The organism is Prevotella veroralis, assembly GCF_018127765.1.
Taxonomy (GTDB): Bacteria; Bacteroidota; Bacteroidia; order Bacteroidales; family Bacteroidaceae; genus Prevotella; species Prevotella veroralis.
Window position 1 is genome coordinate 346,027 of the sequence record NZ_CP072331.1, and the last position, 26,931, is coordinate 372,957.

Here is a 26,931-nt window from a genome sequence, read left to right on the forward strand (position 1 = left end):
GTCAATTATTAGTTTTATTGTTCTTTTCTACTTTAGAAAAATAGATGGTATCGAATGCTAATAGCACCAGATAGAAAATCATAAAGATGACCGCAAAGCTCAGAATCATAACTCTTTCCTTTACAATCAAGGCATAAACCAGAATCGTAAGGAAGGCTAATAGCATACGGAAAGCCGAACCAGCAAGATAAAACTTACCCAAAACAGCTGGCGACTTAGCCGCTATCGCTTTCCAAGCTCCTCCATAGATTGAGGCTGTGATGAGGGAGAATAACGCACTAATCGTTAGCATGTTAAGGTAAGAGGAGTGCGTAGTCACTTGCGCAATCAATATACCCACAAGGTACAACCCAAAGATAATCCAAAGGTTCATCTTGTGATACCTCTTATACACCTTATTATAATCCATCATTCAAAAACCTCGTCTCTAAGAGAGTACTATCTTTATATCTCCACACAAAGACTCACCTCATTCTTCTTCACCTCGACGAAACCGCCAACGATCTGAAGCTCGTTCTTCGTGCCCTTCGTACTATAGACAACCTTACCTTCTACCAACGTTGAGATGATAGGGGCATGGTCGTTGAGTATCTCAAACTGCCCCACTGTACCCGGAACGAGCACACTATCAACTTCACCAGTATAGACAATCCTTTCAGGAGATACTATTTTAAGTGTCAGCATAGACAATCCTATTATTATTCTATTTCGGTATGGAAGACCATTACTTCGTAGCTGCAAGGAGTTGTTTAGCCTTCTCCTTGGCATCTTCTATCGTACCAACGTTCAAGAAAGCCTGCTCTGGAAGGTCATCAACTTCACCATTCAAGATAGCATTGAAACCCTTGATGGTTTCTTCGATAGGAACCATTACACCCTTAATACCCGTGAACTGCTCGGCAACAGTAAATGGTTGAGAGAGGAAACGCTGTACACGACGAGCACGATTAACGACTAACTTATCGTCATCTGACAACTCATCCATACCAAGAATAGCAATGATATCCTGCAACTCATTGTACTTCTGTAGTAATTGCTTTACTCTCTGTGCACACTCATAATGCTCTTTTCCCACGATTAATGGGTCAAGAATACGAGATGTACTGCCCAATGGATCTACAGCAGGGTATATACCCAACTCCGTAATCTTACGACTTAACTCTGTCGTAGCATCCAAGTGGGTGAAAGTCGTAGCTGGAGCAGGGTCGGTTAAGTCATCTGCTGGTACATAAACTGCCTGTACAGAAGTAATAGAACCGCGTTTGGTTGAGGTGATACGCTCCTGCATTGCGCCCATCTCACTCGCCAATGTAGGTTGATAACCCACGGCTGATGGCATACGACCCAGCAATGCTGACACCTCAGAACCAGCCTGCGTGAAACGGAAGATATTATCAATAAAGAACATGATATCGGCTGCTTCGCCATTCTTACCACCATGATCGCGGAACTCCTCAGCAACTGTCAAACCAGAGAGTGCCACTGATGCACGTGCCCCAGGAGGCTCATTCATCTGCCCATAGACAAGTGTTGCCTGTGATTTCTGCAACTCTTCGGGGTCAACTAACGACAAATCCCACTTGCCTTCCTCCATTGCTTTGCGGAACTTATCGCCATATCGGATAACACCAGACTCCAACATATCACGAATCAAGTCGTTTCCTTCACGAGTACGCTCGCCTACACCAGCAAAAACAGAGTATCCGTTATGACCCTTAGCGATGTTATTAATCAGTTCCATGATAAGCACTGTCTTTCCTACACCAGCACCACCAAAGAGACCAATCTTACCACCTTTCATATAAGGCTCAAGTAGGTCGATGACCTTAATACCTGTCTGAAGCATCTCTTTGTGGGTAGACAAGTCCTCAAACTTTGGTGCTTCACGGTGGATAGGATATGCACCTTCCATCTTCAAGACCTCCATACCATCGATAGGCTGACCTATCACGTTCATCATTCTACCCTTAATCTGCTCACCGGCAGGCATGACGATAGGACTGCCAGTTGGTACAACCTCAAGTCCGCGTTGCAGACCTTCAGTATTATCCATGGCTACGCAGCGCACAGTATCTTCCCCGATATGCTGCTGCACCTCGATAATCAAATCCTGCCCAGAGGGTCTTTTAACACGCAGGGCATCGTAAATCTTAGGTAAAACCTGCTCTGGATTCTCTCCCTTAGTATCAAAGAATACATCGATAACAGGGCCGATGATCTGGGAGATACGCCCATTAATCTGTGACATAAAATATGTTTGTTTTTTATTATTATTTCTTCTCTCTATATATAATAAGGTGTAACACCTTTGCAGGTGACCATTCGGAGCGATGGACTAAATACTTAGTTCGTCCAACACCTTAATGAGTTTGCGATCGAAAGGCTTATCCGAACGGATGGCTTCAGACAATGGAACGTAAACAACCTCATTGTTTCTCACACCAACCATGATGTTACGCTGACCCTGCATAATCGCTTCGATGGCGCCAACACCCGTACAGCTCGCAAGAATACGGTCACGTGCTGAAGGACGACCACCGCGTTGCAAGTGTCCAAGGATGGACACTCTCACATCGTAATCAGGGAACTCTTTACGCACACGATCGGCATAAAACATCGCACCACACTTCGGGCTTTCTGACACGATGACGATACAACTTCTCTTCGACTTGCGTATTCCACGCTCCATGAAGCGCGCTAACTGGTCAACATCAGTAGAGTCTTCTGGAATAATAGCAGCCTCTGCACCACTTGCAATAGCCGAGTTCTGTGCCAAGAAACCTGCATCACGCCCCATCACCTCAACGAAGAAGATTCGTTCATGGCTCTGCGCAGTATCGCGAATACGGTCTACACACTCCATGATAGTATTCATCGTCGTATCGTAACCAATGGTACTATCCGTTCCATAGAGGTCGTTATCAATCGTTCCCGGCAATCCAATGCAACAGAAATCATACTCCTGTGCAAACTTCATAGCACCCGTTAGCGAGCCATTACCGCCTATTACAACAAGAGCATCAATGCCTTCAGCCACGAGATTGTCATAAGCTGTCTTTCTGCCTTCCACTGTTGCAAATGCTTTCGAGCGTGCAGTCTTTAGAATCGTACCGCCTTGCCCGATAATTCCACTCACATTCTCTGTTGTAAAAGGCTTTATATCGTCAGTTACCAAACCGTCATATCCACGATAGACAGCCTTGATATTAAAACCATTATAGATGCCTGCACGTGTCACTGCACGGATAGCAGCATTCATGCCAGGCGCATCGCCTCCTGAAGTCAGAATACCTATTGTCTTTATTTTAGCCATCTTTTTCGCTATAATTCTTTTAGTAAATCATGCACAAAGATAATAAATAAATGAGATATAAGCAACACTGACTATAAAAAGTTACGATTTAGTTCAGAAAAATTAAACCTTACGTCAATCACTCTTCGGCATCCTTACTTCTGCTCCCTTTGTATCTCCTCTAACAGACATCACTTATCACTCGCAGCTATTCTCGTATATTTACATTCCATAGCATGGTCAATTTGTTGAATTTAGAGGTTTCCGGAAGTCATAAAAACACGCACTCTATCACTCTCTAATACCGTAATTTAGTTTTAATTATAGTTGCTGTCACTTTTAACATTTACGACAACTCCCTTATAAACAGCATATTACACCCATTAAAAGTATGACAGTAGTGACAGCAACTTTCAAACTGACATTGCCTTACTTGGGCTTTTCACCACCAAATCCTTAGCCCTTATCAAAGCACTGCAGCAATCTTCCTAATCTTATCCATGCGTTCCATATAAGAGTGGTTACGCTTAGACATGATAATTTTATCCCTTGCTTGTAACCGAAGCAAGAGATCGGCAGCAATGTCCAAAGCCTTTGCAATCAACAAAGCTATTTGTGTGTTAATAGGGCGATGACAAACCACTCTATCTATAACAACGCTTGCGAAATTCAAAGAAAATATGTACTTTTGTACTGTATAACTACACTTTATTATGACAAAGAACCTTATTACTGCTCTTATCATAGCCCTTGCTCTCTGCAGTGTGGCTGCTTGTAAGAAAGAGAGAAAGTCGAATGATATCATAACTAAGATGGCTCCGCGCCCGAAAGTACCAACCGGACCGAAGAGCCTATCGGACTTTAAATACGAAAAGAAGGTCGAATGGATGGGCGGAACATATACTATCACGATTCATCGATATGCTGACAAAGACCTCGAATTAGCCGTAGATGAAGACGGAAGAAAGTATTACGACAATAAGGTGCAATTATCCATCAAGCGTCCAGATGGCACCACTTTCTATGACAGAACATTTACTAAGAACGACTTTAAAGAGTTCACCAACAACCACTACGGAGAGCATGGTTCACTCGTAGGGTTTATGTTTGACCATGTAGAAGGCGATGCCTTGCGTTTCGGAGTGAGCGTTGGTTCGCCTGACCCCAATAGCGATGAGTATGTTCCAATGGACTTTGTCATTGATAAGTCGTGCCGTGTTCGTATCTCAAATGCCACCGAGTTAGACACTGGTAGCGATCAGGATGCTCCCTCAAAGCCTAAGACTGAAGAGGAGATCTCCGAAGAAGAAGGGGTATAAAGAGGCTGTGCTCTTCCCCTCCAGCTCCCCCAAAGGGGAGAGAAGGAGCCTCACCCCCAGCCCCTCTCCGAATGGAGAGGGGAGTAAATACTACTATTAGCAAACAAAGAGGGCGTTCCTTCACATCGAAGAGACGCCCTTTTCATTGCAAGGAAACGCCCTCTTTGAATTAAAGAAACTATTTCCTGACTAACTCCCGTTAGACACTCCTCCCCTTCGGGGAGGCTGGGTGGGGTTGTTCCATTCGGAGAGGGGTTGGGGGGTGAGGCTTCTTCTGTCAAAAAGCGAAGCCCTGACTCTCCCGAGCCAAGGCTTCTTCATGATAGTTAACAGTCCTTGAAAAGTACAAAGGTCGCTACCTAATATTACGTGAGTTCGATATAAGCTCTATGCAATTATCCTGCTTTTATCAATTATTTCTATGTTCATTTCTGGCTTCTTTGGCAACAGATTGTATGCAATGAGTCCTGCTATCAGATTTGTTGCAAAGTTATCAAAAGAGCGATGTCTGGTGTGTTCTATCTGGCACACATTCTTCAGTTCATCGTTCACCGTCTCTATCACAGAACGCTTTCTGAGCAACAACTTATCATACAGGCTCATCAGGGAGTTCTTCATGTTCTTCTTTATCTTGGTCACCAAATGTATATTGTCCACAAAGAGCATCTCAAAGAGGTTCTGACTGATATACCCCCTGTCTGCAAAGAGTTTTCCAAACAACCTCTCGGTGAAGCGTTTATCCTTCAGTGGCTCCCTGTCATCTACGTTGCCCGGCGTTAGCTTCCACTGGATAATCTCTCCTCTGTCATTGATGACAAGATGGAGTTTGAAGCCGTAGAACCAGCCCATCGTGCACTTTCCCTTTGCAGCCCAGCCCCTCATGGTTCTGTGCTGCCGCTCACGCTTGATGTGGCAGGAAGCCAGTGGTGTGGAATCAATGATGGATATGCCTGAACACTTGCCCAGTGCACATGTCTGGAAAAACAGCAGCAGGTGCAGTGCGACCTGTGCCTGCCGCTCGACAAAGCGGTTGTAGGAAAGCCGATGTGGGAAGTCTCCACGCATATGCTGGCAGATATAGCCTAAGTAGAAGGACTTGAGGTCTCGGAAGCGGTGAGTGTGGAACAGGACCAGAATGGTCATGATTTCACTGTCCGACATATGGGAAGTACGGTTACGGTGCCGCTTGCCGGGTACTTGAAGCGTATGTTTTTTCAACTCAGGAGTAAAATACTTGCAAAAATCGTCGAATATACAGAATATTTCTATTAAATTTGTATCAGTCATAGGAGTGGGTATTTGTTTGTAACTCTTTGGTTTACAAGTATAAAGGTACGAAAAATATTCCACTCCTACAACTTTTAAAACAACTTTCTTATATCGAACTCACGTTAATATTGGTTTCTTATGGGGTCATTGTATTGCACTTGAAGCTCTTTTAGCTCCTTCTTGAGCGATTCAGTGAGCTTCTCTGTACCCTTTTCTCCATAGATGTTATGCAGTTGTGAGGGGTCTTTCTTGAGGTCATAAAACTCCCAAGAATCAATATCGTTATAGAAATGAATCAGTGTGTAACGTTTCGTCCGAATACCATAATGACGGCAGACAGAGTGCTCTGCGGGGTATTCATAGTAATGGTAATACAGCGATTTACGCCAGTTAGCAGGCTTCTTACCCTGTAACAAAGGCAAGAGCGAACGCCCTTGAATATCCGAAGGAACCTTTACACCTGCCGCTTCCAAGAATGTTGGAGCATAGTCAATGTTCTGTACCATCTCATTAACAACGCCTTGTTTCCCTCCCGGACAATAGATTAGCAGTGGTGTACGGAACGACTCTTCGTACATGAATCTCTTATCAAACCAACCATGTTCACCCATGTAGAAACCTTGGTCGGAGGTGTAGACTATCATCGTATTGTCCAATAGATTTTTCTCACGGAGATACTCAATTACACGTCCAACATTGCGATCTACCGATCGAATCACACGCATATAATCATGCATGTAACGCTGGTACTTCCATTCAGCTAACGCCTTTCCGGTGAGCTTATCAGCCTTAAACTTCTGTATAATTGGGTCATAATAGCGATCCCATTGAGCCTTTTGTGAGGGTGTCATACGCTCATAGTTTCGTCTTCCCCACGCCTCCAACTCCTTGTCAGAGTGTATCTCCTGCTCATGATCCGCCATCTTATTATCATAGACAATGTCCATATCTTTGATAATACTCATCTTCTGTTTCTGTGCTGCCAAACGCCCTTCATAGTTGTCATAGAACGTTTCGGGCAGCGGATACTGTATATCATCAAAGAGGTTCAAGTCGCATGTGTCGGGGTTCCAAACACGGTGAGGAGCCTTGTTGTGCATCAATAAGCAGAAGGGTTTGGAGGGGTCTCTTTTATTCTCCATCCAGTCTATTGCGAGGTCAGCAATGATGTTCGTTACATATCCCTGACGCTGTAGTGGCTTGCCATTACATAGGAAATCGGGGTTGTAATAGTCGCCTTGTCCAATGAGAATGTCCCAATAGTTGAAGCCAGTAGGCAGTGATGTAAGGTGCCACTTACCGATCATTGCGGTCTGATACCCTGCACTCTGTAAGAGTTTAGGAAAGGTTTGCTGTCCTCCATCAAACGTCTTTGTGTTATCTGTGAAACCATTTGCATGACTGTGCTTACCTGTTAACATACATGCTCGGGAGGGTCCGCTAAGGGAGTTTGCAACGAAGCTCTCTTGGAATTTCACACCATGATTAGCAATCCAATTGATGTTCGGTGTATCAATGAAACGCTTGTCGTAGGCACTAATCGTTTGATAGGAATGATCGTCACTCATGATATAAACGATATTCATGGGCTTCTTCTGTGCCTGAGCAGGTAGGATGGCTCCCAAGGCGAGGGTGCCTGTTATGCAGTATAGGATTTTAGTTTGCATAGGTAATGACTTACTTTTAGGTTTTAAAGGAGGGCTGTCAGAATCATAGTCAGCGAGTCTAATCTCCCGTAATCACCCCCATTTAGGTTTGTCGACACAAATGTAATACTTTTTAAGAAGTCTTCCAAAGAAATGAGCAGATTTGTTGTTAAATAGGAAAGGGAGCCTCATCAAAACCCAACTACAGCCTCTCCCCCATTCCATCTACAGCCTCTCCCCCGTCCCCTCTCCGAATGGAGAGGGGAGTAGATACTACTATTAGCAAACAAAGAGGGCGTTTCCTTGAAGTGAAGGAAGCCTCTCCTTGATACAAGGAAACGCCCTCTTCAAATTGAAGAAGGCGTTTCTTTAATTAAAGATAATGTCAACCTGTAGGGACAGACGCCCTCGTCTGTCCGCCAGAACACAACCAGCGAAAGCCTCCCCAAGCCCCTCCAAAGGAGGGGATGTTGCCTAACGGGATGATACATAGGGGTAAATGGGCGGACAGACGAGGGCGTCTGTCCCTACTTAAGAAGCCTCACCCCCAACCCCTCTCCGAATGGAGAGGGGAGTAGATAGTATTGTTTCCCACAGAACAAATAACTTGTTTACTCGTTAACCAGTCCACTCGTCAACTCTACCTAATCACAATTTTGAATTTTGAACTTTGAATTTTGAATTGCAGTAAGTCCCTCTCATTGATTGAAGAGCCTGCTTCAAAGTAGGGACAGACGCCCTCGTCTGTCCGCATAGGGGAAGCTGCTTGTTATGTAAGGTGGAATGTTGGAGCGGACAGACGAGGGCGTCTGTCCCTACTTTGTGGTAATCTATTGCACAGAACAAATAACCAGTCTACTTGTTAACCAGTCCACTCGTCAACTCTACCTAATCATAATTTTGAATTATGAACTTTGCATTTTGAATTGCAGTAAGTCCCTCTCATTGATTGAAGAGCCTGCTTCAAAGTAGGGACAGACGCCCTCGTCTGTCCGTATGGGGGAGGTTGCTTGTAATGTAACGTGGAATGTTGGAGCGGACAGACGAGGGCGTCTGTCCCTACATTATGGTGTTCTATTGTACAGAACAAATAACCAGTCAACTTGTTAGCCAGTCCACTCGTCAACTCTACCTAATCATAATTTTGAATTACAAGTGGGCGTCAGCTTCTGTGGATTCCCATGTTCCTTTAGGAACTCTGTGTCGCCTTGCGGCTTCGTGCTATCCGTGTATTCTGTGTTAAAAATGCCCCAGCAAAGAACTTATTGATGCTTTTCAACAACAGAGCTAATCACTCGTCAACTCGTTAACCCGTCCACTCGTCAACTCGAACTAATCATAATTTTGAATTGTGAACTTTGAATTTTGAATTAAAGGTGAGGCTTTTCTTGATAACAAAAACTCCGCCCCTACATTCACATGCAAGGGCGGAGTCAGGGTGGAAACACCCTTTTCTATATCATGATAGAGTTTAAAGTTGCGCTTATCTACGGGTTAGCTTCGGATTAACGTACACCTCTCCGATTCCACGGAAAGCACCCATAACGGGCTTCGTGTCGGTAAATCGGTTCCAACCATAGGATGAGAAGGTTTGTTCGGAAGCTAACTTCTGTGCCTCACGGAACACGAGATTACCCTTGTTATCGAACGTGAGAAGGATGCTCTCCTTCGTTCCGTTGATGGCAGTCTCATGCTCCTTACTGAAGTCGTCAGCCACGATTACGGTGATGAGGTACTCATATACGCCTGGAACAACCTCTTTCTTGCCCACGATCTTACCGTTCATCATCTCAAAGCCTTTGCCCGGTGTGAAGCTAACCTCCCACTTGTATTGATTGTCAACGATGAAGTTTGCCTTGTTCGTACCCGTTGCCTCAATGCGAACAGACGATGTCTTCTCTGCTAAGTCACGACTTGGAAGGCGCATTTTAGCCGTTTGAACATAATCGCCAACCACATCGTTGAGCGAAGCCTGTACCACTTTCAATGAGTCAACAAGCCCGATTGCCTTGGCTGTAACCCACCCTACACGTGGACGCCCAGTCGTATTGGCTTCGACCTTGACGTTGATTTTCCCATTCGTATTGCCTACCTTAATCCAATCAGCCGTCCCACTATACTCAACTGGGACGTTAGAAGTAGCAATCAAAGAGCGTTCAACAGCCTCATCGCCAGCATAGATATCCTCGCCAGTAGGCAACCCGAAGGTCACACCCTCCTGTTGGATATTCAGTGTGATAGAGTCTCCTTGCTCGTTCTTAACCACCAATAGCGTGTTACGCGACTGTTCGCTCGTGTTCGGTTGAGCCGTCAGTGATAGCTTCTCTGCCGTTTTCGACACCGTAAGCCAAGCGTCAAGTGCATAGGCACGAGTGGGTTCTTTACTCATAATCACCTCTTTGGTCTCACCGAGCACACCGAAGTCTGTCTCTGCTTTCACCACCTTCAGCCCCGTTGCATACACTGGTAAATCATTGTCACTACTGCATGCTGCACCGAAGAAGACCGATACGGCAGCTATGAAGATATAGATATATTTGTTCATAATCAGTATCAATTTATTTTCGTCATGTACTCTATTCCCGGCAGAGTAAACGCATAGGTGTAACTGCCATCAGGCTTCATAATAGGCGACAAGTCCTCTCCATAAGCCACACCAAAGAACGAATCGACAGTATGACCAGTGATTTGTCCACTGTCTTCAGCCATTGCGCGCTGCATATCCTCGTCCCATGTGAAGAGTAAACTACCCTTTCCTTCACCGAAGAGCTTGCCTTCCTGCTTCGATCCCGGTATAAGAACTATACCTGCAGGATAGGTATATGTGGGGTCAGTAACAGGTTGCCCAGGCAATTCGAGTTTGCCTGTTGCAGGGTTATAAGTCATGAGTATCTCATATTCAACATTACCTATCTGCAACTTTCCCTTTAGTGTGTTTGCCACCGAACCCATGCTTAGTGTGAGCGTAATCTTCTTCCTCAAGCTGGTCTTCAGACGCCAAGTACCAATCCAGAAGTCGATGTCCTTATGGTTTTTCGGTAGGAATTGAACGATGCGCAAATCGCCCTCTGTGAGCGAACGCGACGCTTCGTTCCATGTGAAGTTTTGGTATTTCTTACCATTGAAGAGCAATGGTTCGCGTAGCGAAATACCTGTTGGTGTGGTGCAATAAGGCATATCCAATGTCTTATCACCTATAGTCATTGTGAAGCGACGAGTCGATCCGTCGAGGTTGCACTGACCGATTGAGTCGGTGCCAAGGAAGCAATCGTAGGTGTTGACATTCATCCCATCTTTGACGGTGATAATGCCCATCATCATCTCTTCCCAGCTAACGTCTTTAGGCAAGCGAGTGAGTACCATCTCGTTTTTCCACTTCCTTCCGCGCAAGTAGATGCTGTCGTTTGTAGCACGAAGAATACTAAACTCATAGTCACCTTGCACTCCATCAGGGTTGCCCAACCATGGTTCTGCAAGTGGATGGATCACCTTGTTATACTCATTGAAGGACAACATCGGACCTTGATCCTTGACTACCTCGTATCCAGAAGTAGCCTGTTCCTCTGGATCTTGCACGTCACCCATAGCCGTTACATGCCCATTCTTGAACTTCAACAAGAGCGTGTAACCACCATAACTATAGTTTTTTCCAGCATAATAATGTAACATCCAACCACCCTCGGAGGACTCCAGTAGCTGGGTGTAATCCGATACACTCTTGTCGATACGCTCGGCTGCTGGCTGGTCAAAGAGTGTCTTATCATCATGTAAACACGACTGCATAGACAGTCCCAGCACGATGGTTAAGAATAGAAAACATAGTTTTTTCATTTTCTTCTTTCGTTTATTTCGTTGTTTCAAATGCGTTTAAAGTTGGGGAGGAGTGCCTCGGATGGAAACCCCACCCAGCCTCCCCAAAGGGGAGGAGTGCCTAACGGAAGCCAGTTAGGGTGGTTCTTTTTTATCCTAATGATGCCTCTGTGTAGGGACAGACGCCCTCGGATGGAAACCCCACCCAGCCTCCCCTAAGGGGAGGAGTGCCTCACGGAAGCCAGTTGGGGTGGTTCTTTCTTATCCTAATGATGCCTCGGTGTAGGGACAGACGCCCTCGTCTGTCCGCCAGAAATCCCTTGTGTCATAGTCGATCATGCTCCCTTGTGCGGACAGACGAGGGCGTCTGTCCCTACTGGTGGCGTGTCGTTGATGTGAAGGGTGGCACGTTGTTGATGTGAGGGTGGCACATTGTTGATGTGAAGGGCGGCACGTCGTTGATTCGAAGAAGGCGTTTCCTCAATTTGAAGAGGGCGTCTCTTTGATGCGAAGAGGGCGTTCCCTTGATGCGAAGGGAGGCTCTCTTCCATTCAAGGGGAGGCTTTCTTTGGATTTAAAGAGATGAAGGGAGTTAAGGAAGTGAGAGACAATAGCAAGATTGCTAAGGCTTTACGCTTTTACTTCTTACTCTTTTTACTTTCCCAAGAATCCTCTTTTATCGCTCTTATTCCAGGCTTTCCAAGTTGAGCGTTGCTATCTTCGAACCACGACGAAGGATAGCGTTACGGAGCAAATCAATGTCTGCATCCCATGAATTACGCATGTATTCACGCACCATCTTCAGCTTCCGATTGATGATACTCGTACCCTTTGGACCTGCAATCTGCAAGATTTTATTCCATTCCTGAGGCGTACTTGTAACGTAGATAGAGTACAGCTCTGCAATATCCTCTGCTGGATTCTCCATTGAATAAGGTGAGACAAAACCCTGTGAGTAGGCTTGCTTCTCTGGTACTGACGTCCAGTTGCCACTGACATAATCAGCACGTGAGATGTCATCAAACGACTCGTCGTAAGGTTTCTTTTGGTTCAGAATATGCATAAACTCGTGGTGCATGGTGTGGAAATAGAACCCCGTCATACTGCCGTAGTCCTTTAATAGGTCGTCAGTAAGGGCGTTCACCTTACTTAATGTCACCTTGTAACCACCTTCTGCACTACCTACTACCTCCGTGCGATAGCGTGTGTAGCCCGGAATACCTACTGCAACAATAATGCGCGGAACGTTCTCTTTGACGAAATCCAAGCCCACTGTCTCGGCGTAAGCATCGAACCACATGTACTTAGTGATGATAGCTAACTTGGCAGTCTTTGCTGAATCGGCAGGCACGAAGTTGTAGGCTTTATCGGTTTCTTCCGTCTTCAAGCGGTATTGGAACTCGATGTTATAAGGCATAGTATAGTTGTTATACAGCCATTGATCGAACTTGTTTCGCTTCAAGGCAGTGGTTGGGAAGATGGAATCACCGCCCACTTTTTCATCGTTGCAAGCCGTGAGAACCATGGTTCCGCAGGCTATTACGATAGCAGCCAATAGAATATTTCTTTTCATAAATAGGTCTCCTTTTATTTATTACGTGGGTTAGGAGTAATGCCAGCAGTTATCACGTCTTGCGGTAACTGGATGGCTAAACGTGGGTCGCCAGCCTTCATCGTATCGGTGATAGCCGTGACATTCGATTGCACGTCGACCTTTCGTCTGTATATCGTAATGCCATATCGCTTCACATCTTGTAGGCGGAAACCTTCGTGAATGGTCACCAATCGACGCAGTTGCAATATACATTGTAAGAGGGGCTCTTGCGTTGTCTGCTCAATAGTGAACAGTGGGTGTAGCTCCTTCTTAGGCGTTGGCTGCGATGGAGTGTAATATGCCAACGTGTTGTAGAAGTCCTTTATCTGGTTCAGAGTCAAGACCACATGACGCTTCGAAAAGGCTGCCAGTTCGCTGTTGATATCGGCTACTGCCTTGTCATACTGACCTAAGAGGGCATAAGCCTCGGCGCGTTCAAGGAGGGTGATATCGGTTGTGAAGACTGCAAACTCACCATAGGGAATACCTATTTCAGCCTGTGTATCGATGACCTTAGCCATGTATGGAATCTTACGCAAGGCGTATTTCGATACACCATTATTATAGGTAACGGTGTAGTTAAGGTCTGTTCCGCTGTTACCCCACGGTCCGGCAGCCTGTAAAGTCTCGTTCTTACTGATCAACTCTCCGTGTGCGTACTTGCTACCAGCAAGTATTGGAATACTGATAACACCCCACTGTGAAGGTGCAGGAAGCAGCATGATGTTGGCGTTCTTACTTGCTTTTATGAAGTCATAAGGCTGCACGTTGCCACTGGGACCCAGTCTGTTCCACTCTGCCCAGTTGCGTAGTATGTCCTCAGGGTGGTCTCCTAACACCTTATTAGCATACTCCACCGCCTTGTCGTATTGCTGTGCATAGAGATAGAAACGGGTTGCGAAGGCATAAGCAGCCTGCTTAGTGAAGTGGAATTTAGGCTTAGCATACTTCGTTCCAACAAGTTTCATGCCTTCCACCAAGTCGTTTTCTATATTCTTGTAAAGCTCTGCCAAGGTGCCACGCTCCATGAGTCTGCCCACGACACGTTCGGGTTGCTTAGGATAAGGCAAGCCCAGATTGTTCTGCGCAGTGGTCTTGTCATAAGCCTGACAGAATACTGTTGACAACTGGAACATAGCGAAGGCACGACATAACAAAGCCTCTCCTTTCTGCGCATCATACGCCTCTTTGTCCTTCACCTTATCGATGTGATCAAGCGTTTCATTGCATGTTGAGATAGCAGCGTAATGCGCTTCCCACAACTGATGGGGCGTCTCGGGATTGCTTACCTCATCAATGTCTTTCCATTGATAAGCCTGCTCTTGAAAGCGATCGAAGGCACTCCAAGTGCTGTGCAACTGCTCATCTGTATTGTCAGAGTACATCTCCAAGAGGTAAGCAGGGTGTCCTTGTGGATAAGCACTGACGAGTAGTTGGCTTGATTCAGAGGGTGTCTTCAAGTCCATACGACTATCGGGATACTTGTCCAAGAAGTCGTTGCACGATGTAAAGGCAAGTGCAGCGAACGCAAGCGATAGGCACATTATATATTTATTGACGTTCATCTTCATAAGTTTTAAAGTCCAACTTTTACAGTAAGGGTGAATTGCTTTGGCATTGGTGACGCCACACCACCCACGTTATAGAACTCTGGATCCTGCCCATTGAGTCTCTTGTCAGCATAAAGCAAGAAGAGATTAGTGGCTTGGAGTTTGAGAGAAAGGTTCTGAATAACGCTATTCTTGAACCATTGTGCAGGTAGGTTATAACCGAGGGAAATCTCCTTCATGCGAATAAAGTCGCCCTTTGCAATGCGTACATCACTATAGTTATAAGCGTTGTAACCCATGCGCACATTCGTATTTGCCATATACTGGCTCTTTGACAATATACCCGGAACATTTGTAACAGCCTCATCGCCAGGTTTCATCCAGCGGTTCTTGAAGTCGTTAGTCATAGAGACTAAGTCGTTATAACGCCCTCGGAACTTAGGATCAAGGCGTACAACGTTACCGAAAGCATAGGTAACGAAGACGTTAAGTGTGAAGCCTTTATACGTGAAGAGGTTGCCAAGTGAACCCGTGTGAGGCGGGTCTGTCGGTCCTTCATACTTGAGGAAGTCAGTCTGGGTACGCTCTTGGAAGTTGATATCATCGGTTGTTACCTCTCCTTTCTCATTGCGCACCATAGGCATACCCTCGTCGTTTATGCCCACAAAAGGTATCGAGAACAATGCACGAGCAGGATAGCCGCGCTTGGCGAAGCCGTTTCCACTGACTAAGCTCATTACATTCCCTTGGTTGAAGAGCTTAGTGATCTTGGTCTTAGCATACGAATAGATGAAGTTCGTCGACCATGTGAAATACTTGTTCCTAACGCCTACTAACGATAGACTTAACTCAACACCACTTGAATTCATAGAGGCTACGTTGGCTGCACGAATTATCTGTCCGCCCAGCCCGGCAGTAACCATTGGACCGATCTCATCGAAGTTCTTACGTGTATAATAGTCCAGTGTGATACCGAGTCGATTATTCCACAGCGATGCATCAAAGCCCAAGTTCAACTCGTTCTTCTTCTCGTATGTGAGGTTCGCATTGGCTAATTCGCTTATTTCAAGCTGTGGTTCTTGGTCTTCGGAGAATAGTCTAAAGGGATTAGAAGCCGTTATGATGGCGGTTGAATTGCTGTAGGAGGCATCTGGGGGAGTACCCGTAAGACTGTAAGAAGCACGCAGCGTGAGTTTATTCAATGGTGATAACTTATTGAACCAACTCTCTTCATGCACGTTCCAAGCGCCCGACACGTTCCATGTAGGCATCCATCTTGCCTTCGTATCACGTCCCATTTGGTTAGAACCTTCGTATCGCAAAGTACCGTTGAAGACGTATTTTCCCATGTAACTATACGTGGCATTGCTATAGAAAGCAACGCTACGTGAATTGGTTGGGACTATGGTGTAATAGGTGTTGCCAGCCTCTATTGCACGCTTAAAGTACTCATATACGTAGAAAGGAACCATACCCGCATTGTAGCGCAAACCCATTCCTTCGGACACATTACGCTGTCTTTCAATGCTCTTAAGCTCCATTCCTCCGAACAAGTTCACTATGTGTTTATCAGCGAAAGTGTGGTTATAATTAGCCGTAGCACGCAAGTCGTAGTCACTCATTCGGTTGTCCCCCTTATGGTAGAGACCGCCGTATGGCAATACTGTCTGCGGTAGTTTGTTTGGATTCGATGGGTCTTTGTACAAGTACTTATTGCCATCTCGGATGATACCATTGCCCATTGCACGATAAGCCAACGCCTGGTTGGAATCGTCCTTAATGTTATGTTCCTGCGTAGATGCCATGTATTTGAATGCACCTAACACTGACAACTCAAGGTCATGGATAGGTTTATACTTCAATTCTAACTGGAATCTCGCATCAAGAGTATGCAAGTCTATGTAGTTATTGTCCAACTCGTGGAAGATATTAAACGGTGCATAGTTTGCCACGTAATACTCATTTGGATCCAAAACACGTGATGTGTTGCTCGCATAAGAATATGGATTGATGTCGAAATCACGCTTCACTTCACCGCCCACAACGTCTACATCCTGTCCAAGAGTACCTGGCGCACGCTGCTTGCGATAAGCTGCTCCACCGATAAGGTTCAATGAGAGTTTATCAGTAAGGTGCTGCGTGAGATTGATGTTGAGTGTATAACGATTCACACTACTCTGCTTGTACCATCCTGGGTCAAGTAGTGCGCTAAACGAAGCATAGTAGTTTGAACGCTGCGTACCGCCACTGAAGCTAACAGAGTGGGTCTGCATGATGTTCGAAGAGAATAGTTCTTTGAACCAGTTGGTGTTCCGGAACTCTGCACGTTGTAGGTAACGATTGCGTGCTTCGGGCGTATTCTCCAATGCAAACTGCCCCGTTGTACGATCGTAATGATTGATGAGTTCATACATTTTACCATATACACCATACTCGCTACCATTGAGCACTTCCGAGAGATTCAGCCATCCCTTATCCGCCAATTCACGATAGATACCCATCTGCTCCTTCGAATCTAAGATGTCGAAATTGCTGTAGGATGGCACCAAGCGAGTGGTGAACTCGCCCGTATAACTAATGTGCGACTGTCCCTGCTTACCCTTCTTTGTGGTTACAACGATGACACCTGCCATCGCACGCGCACCATAGATAGAGGTGGCGGAACCGTCCTTAAGGATTTGAAAACTCTCTATATCGTCGGCATTCAAACCAGCGATTGCCGAAGAGATAAGCGTCTCGGGGTTACCAGAGGCAAGGTCGTCAGCACCCACATTAGCCGCATCTTCCATGATAACACCATCCACAACCCACAGCGGTTTACTACTTCCATAGATGGACGTTGCGCCACGGATGCGTATTTTAGGTGATGTACCAAAGGTGCCGCTAACATTCTGTACAGATACACCAGCAGCCTGTCCCTCAAGCGAACGACTGATGTCTGCCACACCATTGAGGCGCGCTTTGTCGGCATCCAACTTATCGGTAGCACCCGTGAAGAGGCGGCGGTCGGTGCGAGTAAGACCTGTCACAACCACCTCATTGAGGGTTGTTGCATTCGATTTCAGTACTACATGCATGTCCGTGGAAGCCTTTAGCGTCTGCGACACCATACCGATGTACGCCACTGTCACTTGTGGGTTTGCGACGTCAGTAGTCAATGAGAACTTACCGTCAACATCGGTGACTGTAGCCATCTTAGCACCCACGACAGTGACAGTTGCACCAATAACTGGCTCGTTATCATCGGCTGCCACCACCGTACCCGTAATCTTGGTTTGTGCCAAAGTCATGCTGATACAAAGAAAGAGCATGCCCAAACACAGGAGTAGCTTTCTATTCATAAGTATTTAATAAATTAAGTCTTCTTTTGTTTCTAAGTGTTATTAAAGGTATTTAAACATGTTATTTCCATGAGACCATATAGATTAACAATTACTCATCAAACCCTTTGTTTGCAAGCATTATCATAGCTTTTTGGTGTCAAATAACAATGATTTATAACCCAGAAGTATTATATCTAACGCCCCAAAGATAGGTTAATTTTTTTATATGAAAGTCTTTTTTCGTATCTTTTTTGATGTCAGAAAGGAAAAAAGAAATGAAAGGGACGAAAAGAGCAGACGCCCACGTGTAATTCAAAATTGTGATTAGTTCGAGTTGACGAGTTGACTGGTTGACAAGTAAACAAGTTATTTGTTCTGTGGAATAGAGCACCACAATGTAGGGACAGACGCCCTCGTCTGTCCGCCCATTTACCCCTATGTGTCATCCCGTCAGGCAACATCTTCTCCTTTTGAGGGGCTTGGGGAGGCTTTCGCTGGTTGTGTTCTGGCGGACAGACGAGGGCGTCTGTCCCTACATTGTGAGGATACTTCTGTTTAAAGAGGGCGTTCCTTTAATTTTAAGATCTTGTTACCAATGTTTCTGTAGAGTATTAGCTTGAATACAAGTGGTAGTATTCACGACCCTCTCCATTCGGAGAGGAGATGGGAGTGAGGCTGTATATAGTAGGGAATAAGGCTGTAGCTGGATGAGACTTGTGCACCTTCTCTATTTAAAACATGTGTTCGCGCACATGTAAGATGTCATAAAAAAGTACTCGATAAGTTTGTTAGTTACAATTTAAATACATATCTTTGCAGTGTTATCCTGAACACAATCTTTTACCTTTTAGGAATGACTAATACCTATTAGACTGTAAGCGATCACCTGAGAAGGCCATCGCTTTTTTGTTGTCCATAGGTTATGACTTATCCTAAAGTCCCTCCCCTCCTTTCTTACAGATTGTAAAATAATATCCAAAAGGAGCCTTGTCCTGTTGGATGTGTAGTCACAAAGTAGGGACAGACGCCCTCGTCTGTCCGCATAGGGGAAGCTGCTTGTAATGTAAGGTAGAATATTGGAGCGGACAGACGAGGGCGTCTGTCCCTACAGGTTCTCCATTGTTTCCAACAGAACAAACAACTTGTTAACTTGTCAACTCTCCACTCGTCCACTCTACCTAATCATAATTTTGAATTGTGAATTATGAATTTTGAATTAAAGAAGGACTACTTGTCCTTCTTTGCCAAGCTTCCTATGCAATACTCCCTACGCTTCTTTGTAATGCCAAAGAGCTGATACATACCGGGAGAGAGGGAGGAAATGTTGAGGGAAGAATGCCTGTTTGTGGGATTCGGGAGGCGGAGGAGAGTGACACCCTGCATGCTCCGCAGTTCATACTGCACGATGTCTGCCTGCTTCACCATCGGTGGTAAGGTGACCGATTGACCATCGGTTGCGAGCAAGGGGGCTTTGTGTTGAGAGGGTTGAGACGACAGTTCCTGAAGAGCGGGACTCTCGTTTCCGTATCTGTCCATCGCTGTCACGGCAAAGTAAAGACCCTCGTTGACATTGGAGAAGTGCAACTGGTTACCTCTGAAACGGGCGTATAAAAGATTACGTGCATTGCGTATGTCGACAGGATAAGACCTACTGGCATATATATTATAATAAGGTGCATTGCCCTTCCAACGCATTGTCATCCCTCGTTCGGAACCATATTCTACGAGTGGCGACATCGCCTCTGTCGTTGGAGCCGATACTGCTCGTCCCCCCTTCGTGACGGGTGGCAAGGCAAGAGAAGAGTTGAATCTACATTCAAAATCATAGATTCCTTGTTGGTTAGAAGTGAGGAAGTAAGAACGGAAATGAGCGTGTCCCATACCCAAGGAACGACTGACGTACATCTGTCGAGTCATATCCGACAATCGCCAGTTGCCCTGTCGTGGGTCGAGGAAGTACGTTCCCAAGCCCGTAACAACGTCCCTGCTGTATCGGTTCTCCACCCAGTCTGCGATGAAAGGAAAGTAGTTCTCGCCACGGAAGTATTGCATAGGATAGAGTTGATCCATTAGACCTTCTCGTAGCCACTCTTGCGCTTCTTGTGCCACACGATCACGTGCATTGAAGTTCTTTGAGCTGTATCTACTCAAGTCAGAGTACTTCCCGATGGGCGAACATGACATCTTCACCCATGGCTTGATAGCCTTCACTTCATCGTGAATAGCCCGCACAATCGCTGTTATATGCGCCCTTCTCGCCTCGGGGGTATCGCCATTTCGATACGAAGGGAGCGGCCATCCATCGGGATAACGTATGTAATCGAGGTTGATACCATCAATGTCATACTTCCTCGTAATCTCTCCGCAGATGCGAGCAAGGTAGCCCGGCACAGCTGGGTCGGCTGGGTCTAAATACGAACCAGTGGAATAGTTGCGCACACGGAAGCCCCTTTTTACAATCGTCCGACAGCCCAGTGTGTTCTTCATACCCACTGGTATGGTGGCAATCCACGCATGAATCTCCATGCCACGGCGGTGACATTCATCGATAGCAAAGGCTAATGGGTCATAACCGAAGCCCGGCGCACGCCCTTCCACACCTGTGATACAATGGTCCCAAGGCTCTATCTCGGATGGATAAATAGTCGCTGCACGCACACGCGCTTGCAGTAATACGGTATTGATATGCGCCTTTTGATAGCTATCGAGTATGTCTCTCAGCTCTTGCTTTTGCTTTTCTATATTCTCTTTCGACGTTGCGTAAGTCTTAGGCCAGTCTAAGTTCGATAGTGTAGTGAGCCATACTGCACGTGTCTCTCGCTTTGGTTGCGGTAGAGTGAGATAATCCGCAATATTCGTTTGAGCCTGCGATTGCAATGTAAATAAGCCTAATATAATAAGGTAAAAAAGTCTCATAAATAATGAATTAAGAATGTTATAAAGCCTCCCCAAGCCCCTCCGAAGGAGGGGAGAAGCAGCCTCTCCCCCGCCCTTTTACAGCCTCACCCCCGCCCCCTCTCCGAATGGAGAGGGGAGTGAATAGTATTGTTTGCAAACAAAGGGGGCGTCTCTTCACATCGAAGAGAGGCTTTCTTTGCATGAAAGAAACGCCCTCTTCATTTGCACCCCCGCTATTCCAGTTAACGAGGTACTGCCTCGTTATACCCGACCGATGCCCCCTTTAACCAGCTCCCGTTAGGCACTCCTCCCCTTGGGGGAGGCTGGGAGGGGTTATTCCATTCGGAGAGGGGACGGGGGTGAGGCTGTAGATAGGATGGGGGTGAGGCTCCTCCTTTATGCAAATAAAGCACAAAGATACAGCAAAGATTTCTTTAATCCAAATATTATCCTTACCTTTGTCTTGATTTGCGAACGTATAGGTTACGTGCAATCAATCAATCATTAATATTCATTTTAACTTGTATCAATATGATAAGAAAGTGTCTGCTGCTTGCTGCGGCAATGATTGTTAGCCTCTGCGCATCGGCTCAATTCCAAGAAGGAAAGGGCTATGTGGGTGCATCACTGACTGGTCTTGACTTGCATTATAATAGTAAAGACGGCCTTAATATGGGTGTTCAAGCTAAGGCGGGATACTTCCCTTGGGACAACGTGATGGTTTTGGCTTCCGTTGACGCTGTACATAATGGATCGAAGACTGTGGCTGATCACATCAGTGTGGGTGCTGGTGGACGTTATTACATTACGCAGAACGGACTGTACCTCGGTGCTGGTGTGAAGTTTCTACACGCCAATCACCGATATAACGACATAATGCCGGGCATGGAAGTGGGGTATGCCTTCTTCCTCAATCGATCGGTAACCATCGAGCCAGCTGTCTATTACGATCAGTCGTTCAAGAGTTCTGATTACTCTACAGTAGGGCTCAAAGTGGGCATTGGTGTCTATCTCTTCGATGATTAAGGCACAACGATAACAACACAAAACACGCATGCAACAATATTCATCACAGCTCTTGGAACGTGCTGTTGAGGGTTTTTCGCAATTACCGGGAGTAGGACGTAAGACCGCCTTACGCCTTGTTTTGCACTTACTTCGCCAACCCGTGGAAGAGGTGGAAAGCTTTACTGATGCCGTAACACACGTTTGCCACGACATAAAATACTGTAAGGTCTGCCACAATATATCGGATACTGACATCTGTTCGATCTGTTCCGACCCACGCAGGGATAGCTCTGTTGTGTGCGTAGTAGAGAACATTCAGGACGTAATGGCTATTGAGAACACACAGCAGTTCCATGGTCTTTACCACGTTTTAGGCGGTATTATCTCCCCAATGGATGGTATCGGACCTCACGATCTGTCGATTGATTCATTGGTGGAACGTGTAGATACGGGCGAAGTAAAGGAGGTGATCCTTGCCTTGGCAAGCACGATGGAGGGCGACACAACCAACTTCTATATCTCACGGAAGCTCAAGGACAAGGATGTGAAGCTGTCGATTATAGCCCGCGGAATATCTGTTGGCGATGAACTGGAGTACACCGATGAGGTCACTCTGGGGCGAAGTATTCTCAACCGAACGCCCTTTGATTCTTAACAGCAGGCTTTGTTGAGCCTTACTAATTAGCAATGACTGAAACAAGAAAAACTCTTTTGACGGAGTTAATAGCATCATGTGCGTTGGCATTCATCATTATCATTGTCTATGAATGCCAATGGCTCTTACCCGGGATGTGGGTAGGTGCGGAGAACCACGTACTTGTTATGCTGCAATTCATTATGCAGTTAACCACCTTAGCAGCCATCCCCTTAGCTCTATTCTTATTCAAGATTGGATCGATAAGGGACGCTTTAAGCACGGATGAAAGCCATGTGAACAGGGCTTTACTGATGTGGGGAACGGTGCGCATGATGCTCCTCTGTGTGCCAATGGTAGCCAACGTTTTCTTGTATTATGCTACTGGTGAGGTTGTTAGTTACTTCTATCTCGCTGTTATCTTAGCCCTTAGTCTCGTCTTCATCTATCCCAGTAAGAAGCGATGTGAGCATGAATGTCATTTGGATAACCCAACGGATGAATAGATGAAGATTAGTGTTATCATCGTAAACTACAATGTTAAGTACTATCTCGAACAATGTCTTCTGAGCGTACAAAGGGCTTTGGAGGGCATTGAAGGCGAAGTGCTCGTTGTGGATAATCACTCTTCTGATGGGTCAATAGACTATCTCAAGCCTCGATTCCCAGCCGTTCACTTCATTACAAGTGGGCATAATCAAGGTTTCGCAAAGGCGAATAACATTGCTATCAAGCAATGCAAGGGGGAGTATGTACTATTGCTTAACCCCGACACGATCGTGGGGGAAGAGGCAATCCATTCGTCACTTGCCTTCATGGAAGGGCATGAGAAGGCGGGAGGATTGGGCGTGATGATGCTGACGGACACAGGAGATAGAGCTTTGGAAAGCCGTCGTGGACTGCCAACTCCACGTGTCGCCTTCTATAAAATGGTTGGTCTTTGCAAGCACTTCCCCACTCACAAGAGCTTTGCACACTATTATATGGGTAATTTGTCGTGGGATGTTCCGGGACAGATAGAGGTGATTAGTGGGGCTTACTGCTTCCTTCGGCACTCGGCGTTGCGCCAGATTGGATTGCTGGATGAGGACTTCTTCATGTATGGAGAGGATGTTGACCTTAGTTACCGACTCTTACAAGCAGGCTACGAGAACTGGTATTTGCCCGTACAGATACTCCATTACAAGGGAGAAAGCACTCAGAAGTCGAGCTTCCGATACGTACATGTGTTCTACAATGCCATGTTGATCTTCTTTCAGAAGCATTACGATGGGGCGAGTCGATTGCTGACTATACCCATCAAAATGGCTATTTATGCCCGAGCACTGCTTTCGCTTGTGGGGATGACACACCATGCTATTGGTAAGATGTTGGGCTTCCGAAGTCGAAAAAAGTACCGTTCGCCACATTATATATTTGTTGGTGGAGAGGAGATGACGGCTCGTTGCCAACAAATAGCAGCCGACAACGGACTGACAGCAGAGTCGCATGTGGCAGAGAAAGCCCGCCTCTCGAATATTCATAACGCTTTATTAGCCGATTGGGATGGGCAGAAAGAAACGCTCTACATCGTGTATGACTGTTCACTCTTTGCTTTCCATGATATCTTAGAAGCTTTTGAATCACACCCAATGGCGCCCATTCACATGGGATTCTATCATCATTCTATAGACAAAATCATCACTTCTAAAGAAATAATTGGTTGATAAGATGGTAACAAACTCAGCACCCGTTGTCACCTTGCGAGCCATGGAACCAGAGGATCTGGACGCCCTTTATCGCATTGAGAACGACCGCCGATTGTGGAACATTGGCTCTACGAATGTTCCTTACAGCCGTTACGCGCTGCATAACTACATAGCGGATGCGAAGAACGACATCTATATCGATGGGCAGATACGCATGATGATTGAGAACGAAGAGGGCATTGTGGTGGGTGTAATCGACCTCGTTAACTTCGATGCCAAGCACCAACGTGCAGAGTTAGGAATCATCATCATGGAGCAACACAGGCGTCGGGGCTATGCGAAATCGGCTATTCGTGCATTAGTGGAGTACGTTCGTAACACCTTACATCTCAAACAGATATACGCAGTTGTGGGTGTTGACAACCGCATCTCACGCCATTGTCTGATGGCATTAGGCTTTAGCTCGGGTGTAATACTTCAACAATGGCTCTGTTGCAAAGGCTCTTATCAAGATGCAGCAGTAATGCAACTTTTTATCGAAAAAGCGTAAGTAAAATTTGTAGGATTAGTTTTTTATTGCTATCTTTGCACTCGCAAAACGGAAATGGGGCACTCTTTAGCAATGCGATGGTGCGTTAGTTCAGTTGGTTAGAATGCCTGCCTGTCACGCAGGAGGTCACGAGTTCGAGTCTCGTACGCACCGCTGAAGCTTCATTTCACGTATTGCATGGTGCGTTAGTTCAGTTGGTTAGAATGCCTGCCTGTCACGCAGGAGGTCACGAGTTCGAGTCTCGTACGCACCGCTGAAAGCCTTAGCTTCATCGCTAAGGCTTTTTTGTTGTAGACAGAAAAACACATTCTTCGCACAGAGTAAAGCTGTGTTTGAGACAGAGTAACATAGGAACAAGGGCAGAAAGCACCTCACGAAAGCCAGTTAAGAGGGGCTTTTCTTTAATTCAAAATTCGAAGTTCATAATTCAAAATTATGATTAGTTCGAGTTGACGAGTGGATGGGTTAACGAGTAAACAAGTTATTTGTTCTGTGGGAAACAATACTATCTACTCCCCTCTCCATTCGGAGAGGGGGCGGGGGTGAGGCTTCTTCTCTCCCCTTGGGGGAGGCTGGGATAGGTTTTAACATTCGGAGAGGGGTTGAGGGTGAGGCTTCTTTCCCCTCTTTTCGGATGGGAATGGAGGGGGCTTTTACCGCCTCGTTACATCCGACTGATCGTTCTTTCGTATGCAAACCAATCGTATCGTCACCTATTCCACACCTTTCAATCTTATACAAATGCAGGTAGATAATACTGCATTATACTATTGACAAAAACAAAAAGCCTTGCTAACATCACTGTCCGCAAGGCTCACTTAATACCATAAAAAATTACTATCTTAACTATCAAAATACTACTTTGTGTGCAGCCTCATCATTGATAGGAATCAGAACTCACCTCTGATCGTCCCTATCCTACCAACTCCACTACACCAGTCTGTTATTCAATTACATTGATTGGCTTCGATCCGACAAGTCGTTTTACGGCTGCTGCTTCACTCCCAGCATCCACATATATCGTCTTTAAAGAGGTGTTCCCATCTATAATGAGATACTCATAATCCTCGTCAAAGTCGCCATTGTTCTTTAGATTTAGCTCTGTCATTGCAGGCATATTCTCGGCTTCTATGTTACGAATCATAGGATTAGAAGAGAAGTCGAGTTTATTAATTGGATTGTTAGACACGCTTATCTGGAAGAGCATTGGCAAGTGCGATGTATCAAGCTGCTTAAGTTGATTGTCATAAACAAAGAGGAACATCAGCTTAGGAAGGTTCAAAGAGAGAGACTCAAGAGCATTATCATAGAGGTTAAGACGCTGCAACAATGGTAGATTCTCAAGTGTAATCTCTTTCAAAACATTGCTATTTGCATGCAACTGTTGTAGTGCTGGAAGGTTACGGATGGTCATCTTCCTAATGTTATTCTTAGTGACTTGAATCTGCTCAAGGGCTGGCAAGTCTATTGCCGTGAGTTCCGTAAGGGCTGCCCCATTAGCCAAAAGAAGCTTCAACTTCTTTAGTTGACTAATATCAAGGCTGCTTATGCCTGTTCGCTGAATGTAGAGTTGCTCCAAATTTACATTCTTGGAAAGATCAAGAGCCGTTAATTGTGTATCATAAAGACGCAGGTCTTTAAGATTATTCATCGATGAGACATCCAGCTTTGTGATATTATCTCCACATAAATTCAGTACTTCTAAGTTAGCTAACTTCTCAATGGCAGTAGTGCTGGTAATGCCTTGATTCTTCAGATTCAGTGTTTTTAAATTAGAGAACTGTTCCAATCCTACAAGACTCTTGATAAGTTTCTCTGGTGTAGCATCACTCTTATTATCAAAGTGGAAATCAATATCTGTCACCGCCTTTGCCTCTTCCGGCGTTATTTCTCCATCACCATCTTTATCAATAGAAGGCTGTAAGGCAAGGAGTTGACGTTTTAAGTTAGAATCCTCAAAAGTAATGGGTTGCTTATTAGGACTCTGCTTAACAGTAACAGGGCACTTCAGTTCGAGACGCTGACCATTAGTTTTTACGACAGCTATAACATTTGCCTTACCCACACCAACAGCTTGGACATCTGTCTTATCATGCATTCGATTGACAGGGGAAGCAATATTTTCAGCATCAGTCATCCACAAGACATCTGCATCTTGGGGGACACCTGTAATTGTAACCGTTGCTTTTTCACCAACTGTAAGTGTGAGTTCACTTGGATTCAGTTGCAATTTTAACGGCTGAACAGTATCTTCCTTATCACTACATGCAGCGAGTAAGAAGGTAAGCAATGTAGCAAAAACTACACATGTTAGACTCTTTTTCATAATAAGTTGACGTATTAGTATTAA

At 45.5% G+C, this 26,931-nt stretch carries 21 protein-coding genes and 2 tRNA genes; 8 read left to right on the forward strand and 15 right to left on the reverse strand.

The features are described from left to right. Position 1 precedes the first annotated feature (1 nt). The 5 genes from J5A55_RS09455 to J5A55_RS09475 all read right to left on the reverse strand — a co-directional run bounded on the left by J5A55_RS09455 (position 2) and on the right by J5A55_RS09475 (position 3,965). Positions 2 to 412, reverse strand: a complete 411-nt coding sequence (locus tag J5A55_RS09455; RefSeq protein ID WP_004381652.1) for a hypothetical protein — start codon at positions 410 to 412, stop codon at positions 2 to 4. A gap of 32 nt (positions 413 to 444) precedes the next feature. Beyond that, positions 445 to 684: an ATP synthase F1 subunit epsilon gene (gene atpC, locus J5A55_RS09460; RefSeq protein ID WP_004381651.1), complete on the reverse strand. Its 240-nt coding sequence runs from the start codon at positions 682 to 684 to the stop codon at positions 445 to 447. A 40-nt stretch (positions 685 to 724) separates the two neighbouring features. Then, positions 725 to 2,248: a F0F1 ATP synthase subunit beta gene (atpD, locus tag J5A55_RS09465; RefSeq protein WP_004381650.1), complete on the reverse strand. Its 1,524-nt coding sequence runs from the start codon at positions 2,246 to 2,248 to the stop codon at positions 725 to 727. An 87-nt stretch (positions 2,249 to 2,335) separates the two neighbouring features. Beyond that, complete coding sequence (gene pfkA / locus J5A55_RS09470) at positions 2,336 to 3,313, reverse strand: 6-phosphofructokinase (protein ID WP_004381649.1); 978 nt, start codon at positions 3,311 to 3,313, stop codon at positions 2,336 to 2,338. Positions 3,314 to 3,758: 445 nt separating this feature from the next. Further along, positions 3,759 to 3,965, reverse strand: coding sequence for a hypothetical protein (locus J5A55_RS09475; protein WP_234396034.1), 207 nt, complete (start codon positions 3,963 to 3,965; stop codon positions 3,759 to 3,761). A 40-nt stretch (positions 3,966 to 4,005) separates the two neighbouring features. Between J5A55_RS09475 and J5A55_RS09480 the strand changes: the two genes are divergently transcribed. Further along, positions 4,006 to 4,611: a DUF4738 domain-containing protein gene (locus J5A55_RS09480; protein ID WP_004381647.1), complete on the forward strand. Its 606-nt coding sequence runs from the start codon at positions 4,006 to 4,008 to the stop codon at positions 4,609 to 4,611. Between the two features lie 387 nt (positions 4,612 to 4,998). Here the strand turns inward: J5A55_RS09480 and J5A55_RS09485 are convergent, their stop codons facing one another. The 9 genes from J5A55_RS09485 to J5A55_RS09525 all read right to left on the reverse strand — a co-directional run bounded on the left by J5A55_RS09485 (position 4,999) and on the right by J5A55_RS09525 (position 20,719). Next, the gene (locus J5A55_RS09485; protein WP_004382181.1) at positions 4,999 to 5,898 is read right to left on the reverse strand and encodes an IS982 family transposase; all 900 of its coding nucleotides are present in this window, start codon (positions 5,896 to 5,898) and stop codon (positions 4,999 to 5,001) included. A gap of 104 nt (positions 5,899 to 6,002) precedes the next feature. Then, on the reverse strand, positions 6,003 to 7,547 hold the full coding sequence (locus J5A55_RS09490) for a sulfatase family protein (protein ID WP_004381644.1): 1,545 nt from the start codon (positions 7,545 to 7,547) through the stop codon (positions 6,003 to 6,005). A 1,462-nt stretch (positions 7,548 to 9,009) separates the two neighbouring features. Beyond that, positions 9,010 to 10,071: a BACON domain-containing protein gene (locus tag J5A55_RS09495; RefSeq protein ID WP_004381639.1), complete on the reverse strand. Its 1,062-nt coding sequence runs from the start codon at positions 10,069 to 10,071 to the stop codon at positions 9,010 to 9,012. 8 nt (positions 10,072 to 10,079) lie between these two features. Continuing rightward, on the reverse strand, positions 10,080 to 11,357 hold the full coding sequence (locus J5A55_RS09500; RefSeq protein ID WP_004381638.1) for a DUF4302 domain-containing protein: 1,278 nt from the start codon (positions 11,355 to 11,357) through the stop codon (positions 10,080 to 10,082). 314 nt (positions 11,358 to 11,671) lie between these two features. Further along, a complete protein-coding gene (locus tag J5A55_RS09505; RefSeq protein ID WP_004381636.1) occupies positions 11,672 to 11,887 on the reverse strand; it encodes a hypothetical protein in 216 nt (71 codons plus the stop codon). A 134-nt stretch (positions 11,888 to 12,021) separates the two neighbouring features. Next, positions 12,022 to 12,909 (reverse strand): zinc-binding metallopeptidase, encoded by an 888-nt coding sequence (locus J5A55_RS09510; protein WP_004381634.1) that lies wholly within the window; start codon positions 12,907 to 12,909, stop codon positions 12,022 to 12,024. 14 nt (positions 12,910 to 12,923) lie between these two features. Beyond that, complete coding sequence (locus J5A55_RS09515) at positions 12,924 to 14,495, reverse strand: RagB/SusD family nutrient uptake outer membrane protein (RefSeq protein WP_039851008.1); 1,572 nt, start codon at positions 14,493 to 14,495, stop codon at positions 12,924 to 12,926. Positions 14,496 to 14,506: 11 nt separating this feature from the next. Next, positions 14,507 to 17,821, reverse strand: a complete 3,315-nt coding sequence (locus J5A55_RS09520; protein WP_199879815.1) for a SusC/RagA family TonB-linked outer membrane protein — start codon at positions 17,819 to 17,821, stop codon at positions 14,507 to 14,509. A gap of 1,209 nt (positions 17,822 to 19,030) precedes the next feature. Continuing rightward, positions 19,031 to 20,719 carry a glycoside hydrolase family 10-like protein gene (locus tag J5A55_RS09525; RefSeq protein WP_004381628.1) on the reverse strand — a complete coding sequence of 563 codons (1,689 nt, stop codon included), beginning with the start codon at positions 20,717 to 20,719 and terminating at the stop codon, positions 19,031 to 19,033. 513 nt (positions 20,720 to 21,232) lie between these two features. On the opposite strand from J5A55_RS09525, the gene J5A55_RS09530 reads away from it, so the two are divergent. The 7 genes from J5A55_RS09530 (at position 21,233) to J5A55_RS09560 (ending at position 24,834) form a co-directional block, all read left to right on the forward strand. Next, positions 21,233 to 21,727: an outer membrane beta-barrel protein gene (locus tag J5A55_RS09530; RefSeq protein WP_004381625.1), complete on the forward strand. Its 495-nt coding sequence runs from the start codon at positions 21,233 to 21,235 to the stop codon at positions 21,725 to 21,727. 28 nt (positions 21,728 to 21,755) lie between these two features. Further along, a complete protein-coding gene (gene recR / locus J5A55_RS09535; RefSeq protein ID WP_004381624.1) occupies positions 21,756 to 22,364 on the forward strand; it encodes a recombination mediator RecR in 609 nt (202 codons plus the stop codon). 32 nt (positions 22,365 to 22,396) lie between these two features. Further along, on the forward strand, positions 22,397 to 22,849 hold the full coding sequence (locus J5A55_RS09540) for a hypothetical protein (RefSeq protein ID WP_004381623.1): 453 nt from the start codon (positions 22,397 to 22,399) through the stop codon (positions 22,847 to 22,849). Continuing rightward, a complete protein-coding gene (locus tag J5A55_RS09545) occupies positions 22,850 to 24,049 on the forward strand; it encodes a glycosyltransferase family 2 protein (protein ID WP_004381622.1) in 1,200 nt (399 codons plus the stop codon). Positions 24,050 to 24,053: 4 nt separating this feature from the next. Continuing rightward, entirely contained in the window at positions 24,054 to 24,581 is a 528-nt protein-coding gene (locus J5A55_RS09550) for a GNAT family N-acetyltransferase (RefSeq protein WP_004381621.1), read from the forward strand. A 79-nt stretch (positions 24,582 to 24,660) separates the two neighbouring features. Beyond that, positions 24,661 to 24,734: transfer RNA gene (locus J5A55_RS09555), tRNA-Asp, on the forward strand. A gap of 26 nt (positions 24,735 to 24,760) precedes the next feature. Then, positions 24,761 to 24,834 (forward strand) — tRNA-Asp (locus tag J5A55_RS09560). A gap of 690 nt (positions 24,835 to 25,524) precedes the next feature. On the opposite strand, the gene J5A55_RS09565 is transcribed toward J5A55_RS09560, so the two are convergent. Continuing rightward, entirely contained in the window at positions 25,525 to 26,907 is a 1,383-nt protein-coding gene (locus J5A55_RS09565; RefSeq protein WP_004381619.1) for a hypothetical protein, read from the reverse strand. Positions 26,908 to 26,931 lie beyond the last annotated feature (24 nt).

What these genes read in the sequence shown, in the direction of transcription:
- J5A55_RS09455 (WP_004381652.1), bottom strand. Translation starts at nt 412, where the DNA reads ATGATGGATTATAATAAGGTGTATAAGAGGTATCACAAGATGAACCTT.
- atpC (WP_004381651.1), bottom strand. Translation starts at nt 684, where the DNA reads ATGCTGACACTTAAAATAGTATCTCCTGAAAGGATTGTCTATACTGGT.
- atpD (WP_004381650.1), bottom strand. Translation starts at nt 2,248, where the DNA reads ATGTCACAGATTAATGGGCGTATCTCCCAGATCATCGGCCCTGTTATC.
- pfkA (WP_004381649.1), bottom strand. Translation starts at nt 3,313, where the DNA reads ATGGCTAAAATAAAGACAATAGGTATTCTGACTTCAGGAGGCGATGCG.
- J5A55_RS09480 (WP_004381647.1), top strand. Translation starts at nt 4,006, where the DNA reads ATGACAAAGAACCTTATTACTGCTCTTATCATAGCCCTTGCTCTCTGC.
- J5A55_RS09485 (WP_004382181.1), bottom strand. Translation starts at nt 5,898, where the DNA reads ATGACTGATACAAATTTAATAGAAATATTCTGTATATTCGACGATTTT.
- J5A55_RS09490 (WP_004381644.1), bottom strand. Translation starts at nt 7,547, where the DNA reads ATGCAAACTAAAATCCTATACTGCATAACAGGCACCCTCGCCTTGGGA.
- J5A55_RS09495 (WP_004381639.1), bottom strand. Translation starts at nt 10,071, where the DNA reads ATGAACAAATATATCTATATCTTCATAGCTGCCGTATCGGTCTTCTTC.
- J5A55_RS09500 (WP_004381638.1), bottom strand. Translation starts at nt 11,357, where the DNA reads ATGAAAAAACTATGTTTTCTATTCTTAACCATCGTGCTGGGACTGTCT.
- J5A55_RS09505 (WP_004381636.1), bottom strand. Translation starts at nt 11,887, where the DNA reads ATGGAAGAGAGCCTCCCTTCGCATCAAGGGAACGCCCTCTTCGCATCA.
- J5A55_RS09510 (WP_004381634.1), bottom strand. Translation starts at nt 12,909, where the DNA reads ATGAAAAGAAATATTCTATTGGCTGCTATCGTAATAGCCTGCGGAACC.
- J5A55_RS09515 (WP_039851008.1), bottom strand. Translation starts at nt 14,495, where the DNA reads ATGAACGTCAATAAATATATAATGTGCCTATCGCTTGCGTTCGCTGCA.
- J5A55_RS09520 (WP_199879815.1), bottom strand. Translation starts at nt 17,821, where the DNA reads ATGAATAGAAAGCTACTCCTGTGTTTGGGCATGCTCTTTCTTTGTATC.
- J5A55_RS09525 (WP_004381628.1), bottom strand. Translation starts at nt 20,719, where the DNA reads ATGAGACTTTTTTACCTTATTATATTAGGCTTATTTACATTGCAATCG.
- J5A55_RS09530 (WP_004381625.1), top strand. Translation starts at nt 21,233, where the DNA reads ATGATAAGAAAGTGTCTGCTGCTTGCTGCGGCAATGATTGTTAGCCTC.
- recR (WP_004381624.1), top strand. Translation starts at nt 21,756, where the DNA reads ATGCAACAATATTCATCACAGCTCTTGGAACGTGCTGTTGAGGGTTTT.
- J5A55_RS09540 (WP_004381623.1), top strand. Translation starts at nt 22,397, where the DNA reads ATGACTGAAACAAGAAAAACTCTTTTGACGGAGTTAATAGCATCATGT.
- J5A55_RS09545 (WP_004381622.1), top strand. Translation starts at nt 22,850, where the DNA reads ATGAAGATTAGTGTTATCATCGTAAACTACAATGTTAAGTACTATCTC.
- J5A55_RS09550 (WP_004381621.1), top strand. Translation starts at nt 24,054, where the DNA reads ATGGTAACAAACTCAGCACCCGTTGTCACCTTGCGAGCCATGGAACCA.
- J5A55_RS09565 (WP_004381619.1), bottom strand. Translation starts at nt 26,907, where the DNA reads ATGAAAAAGAGTCTAACATGTGTAGTTTTTGCTACATTGCTTACCTTC.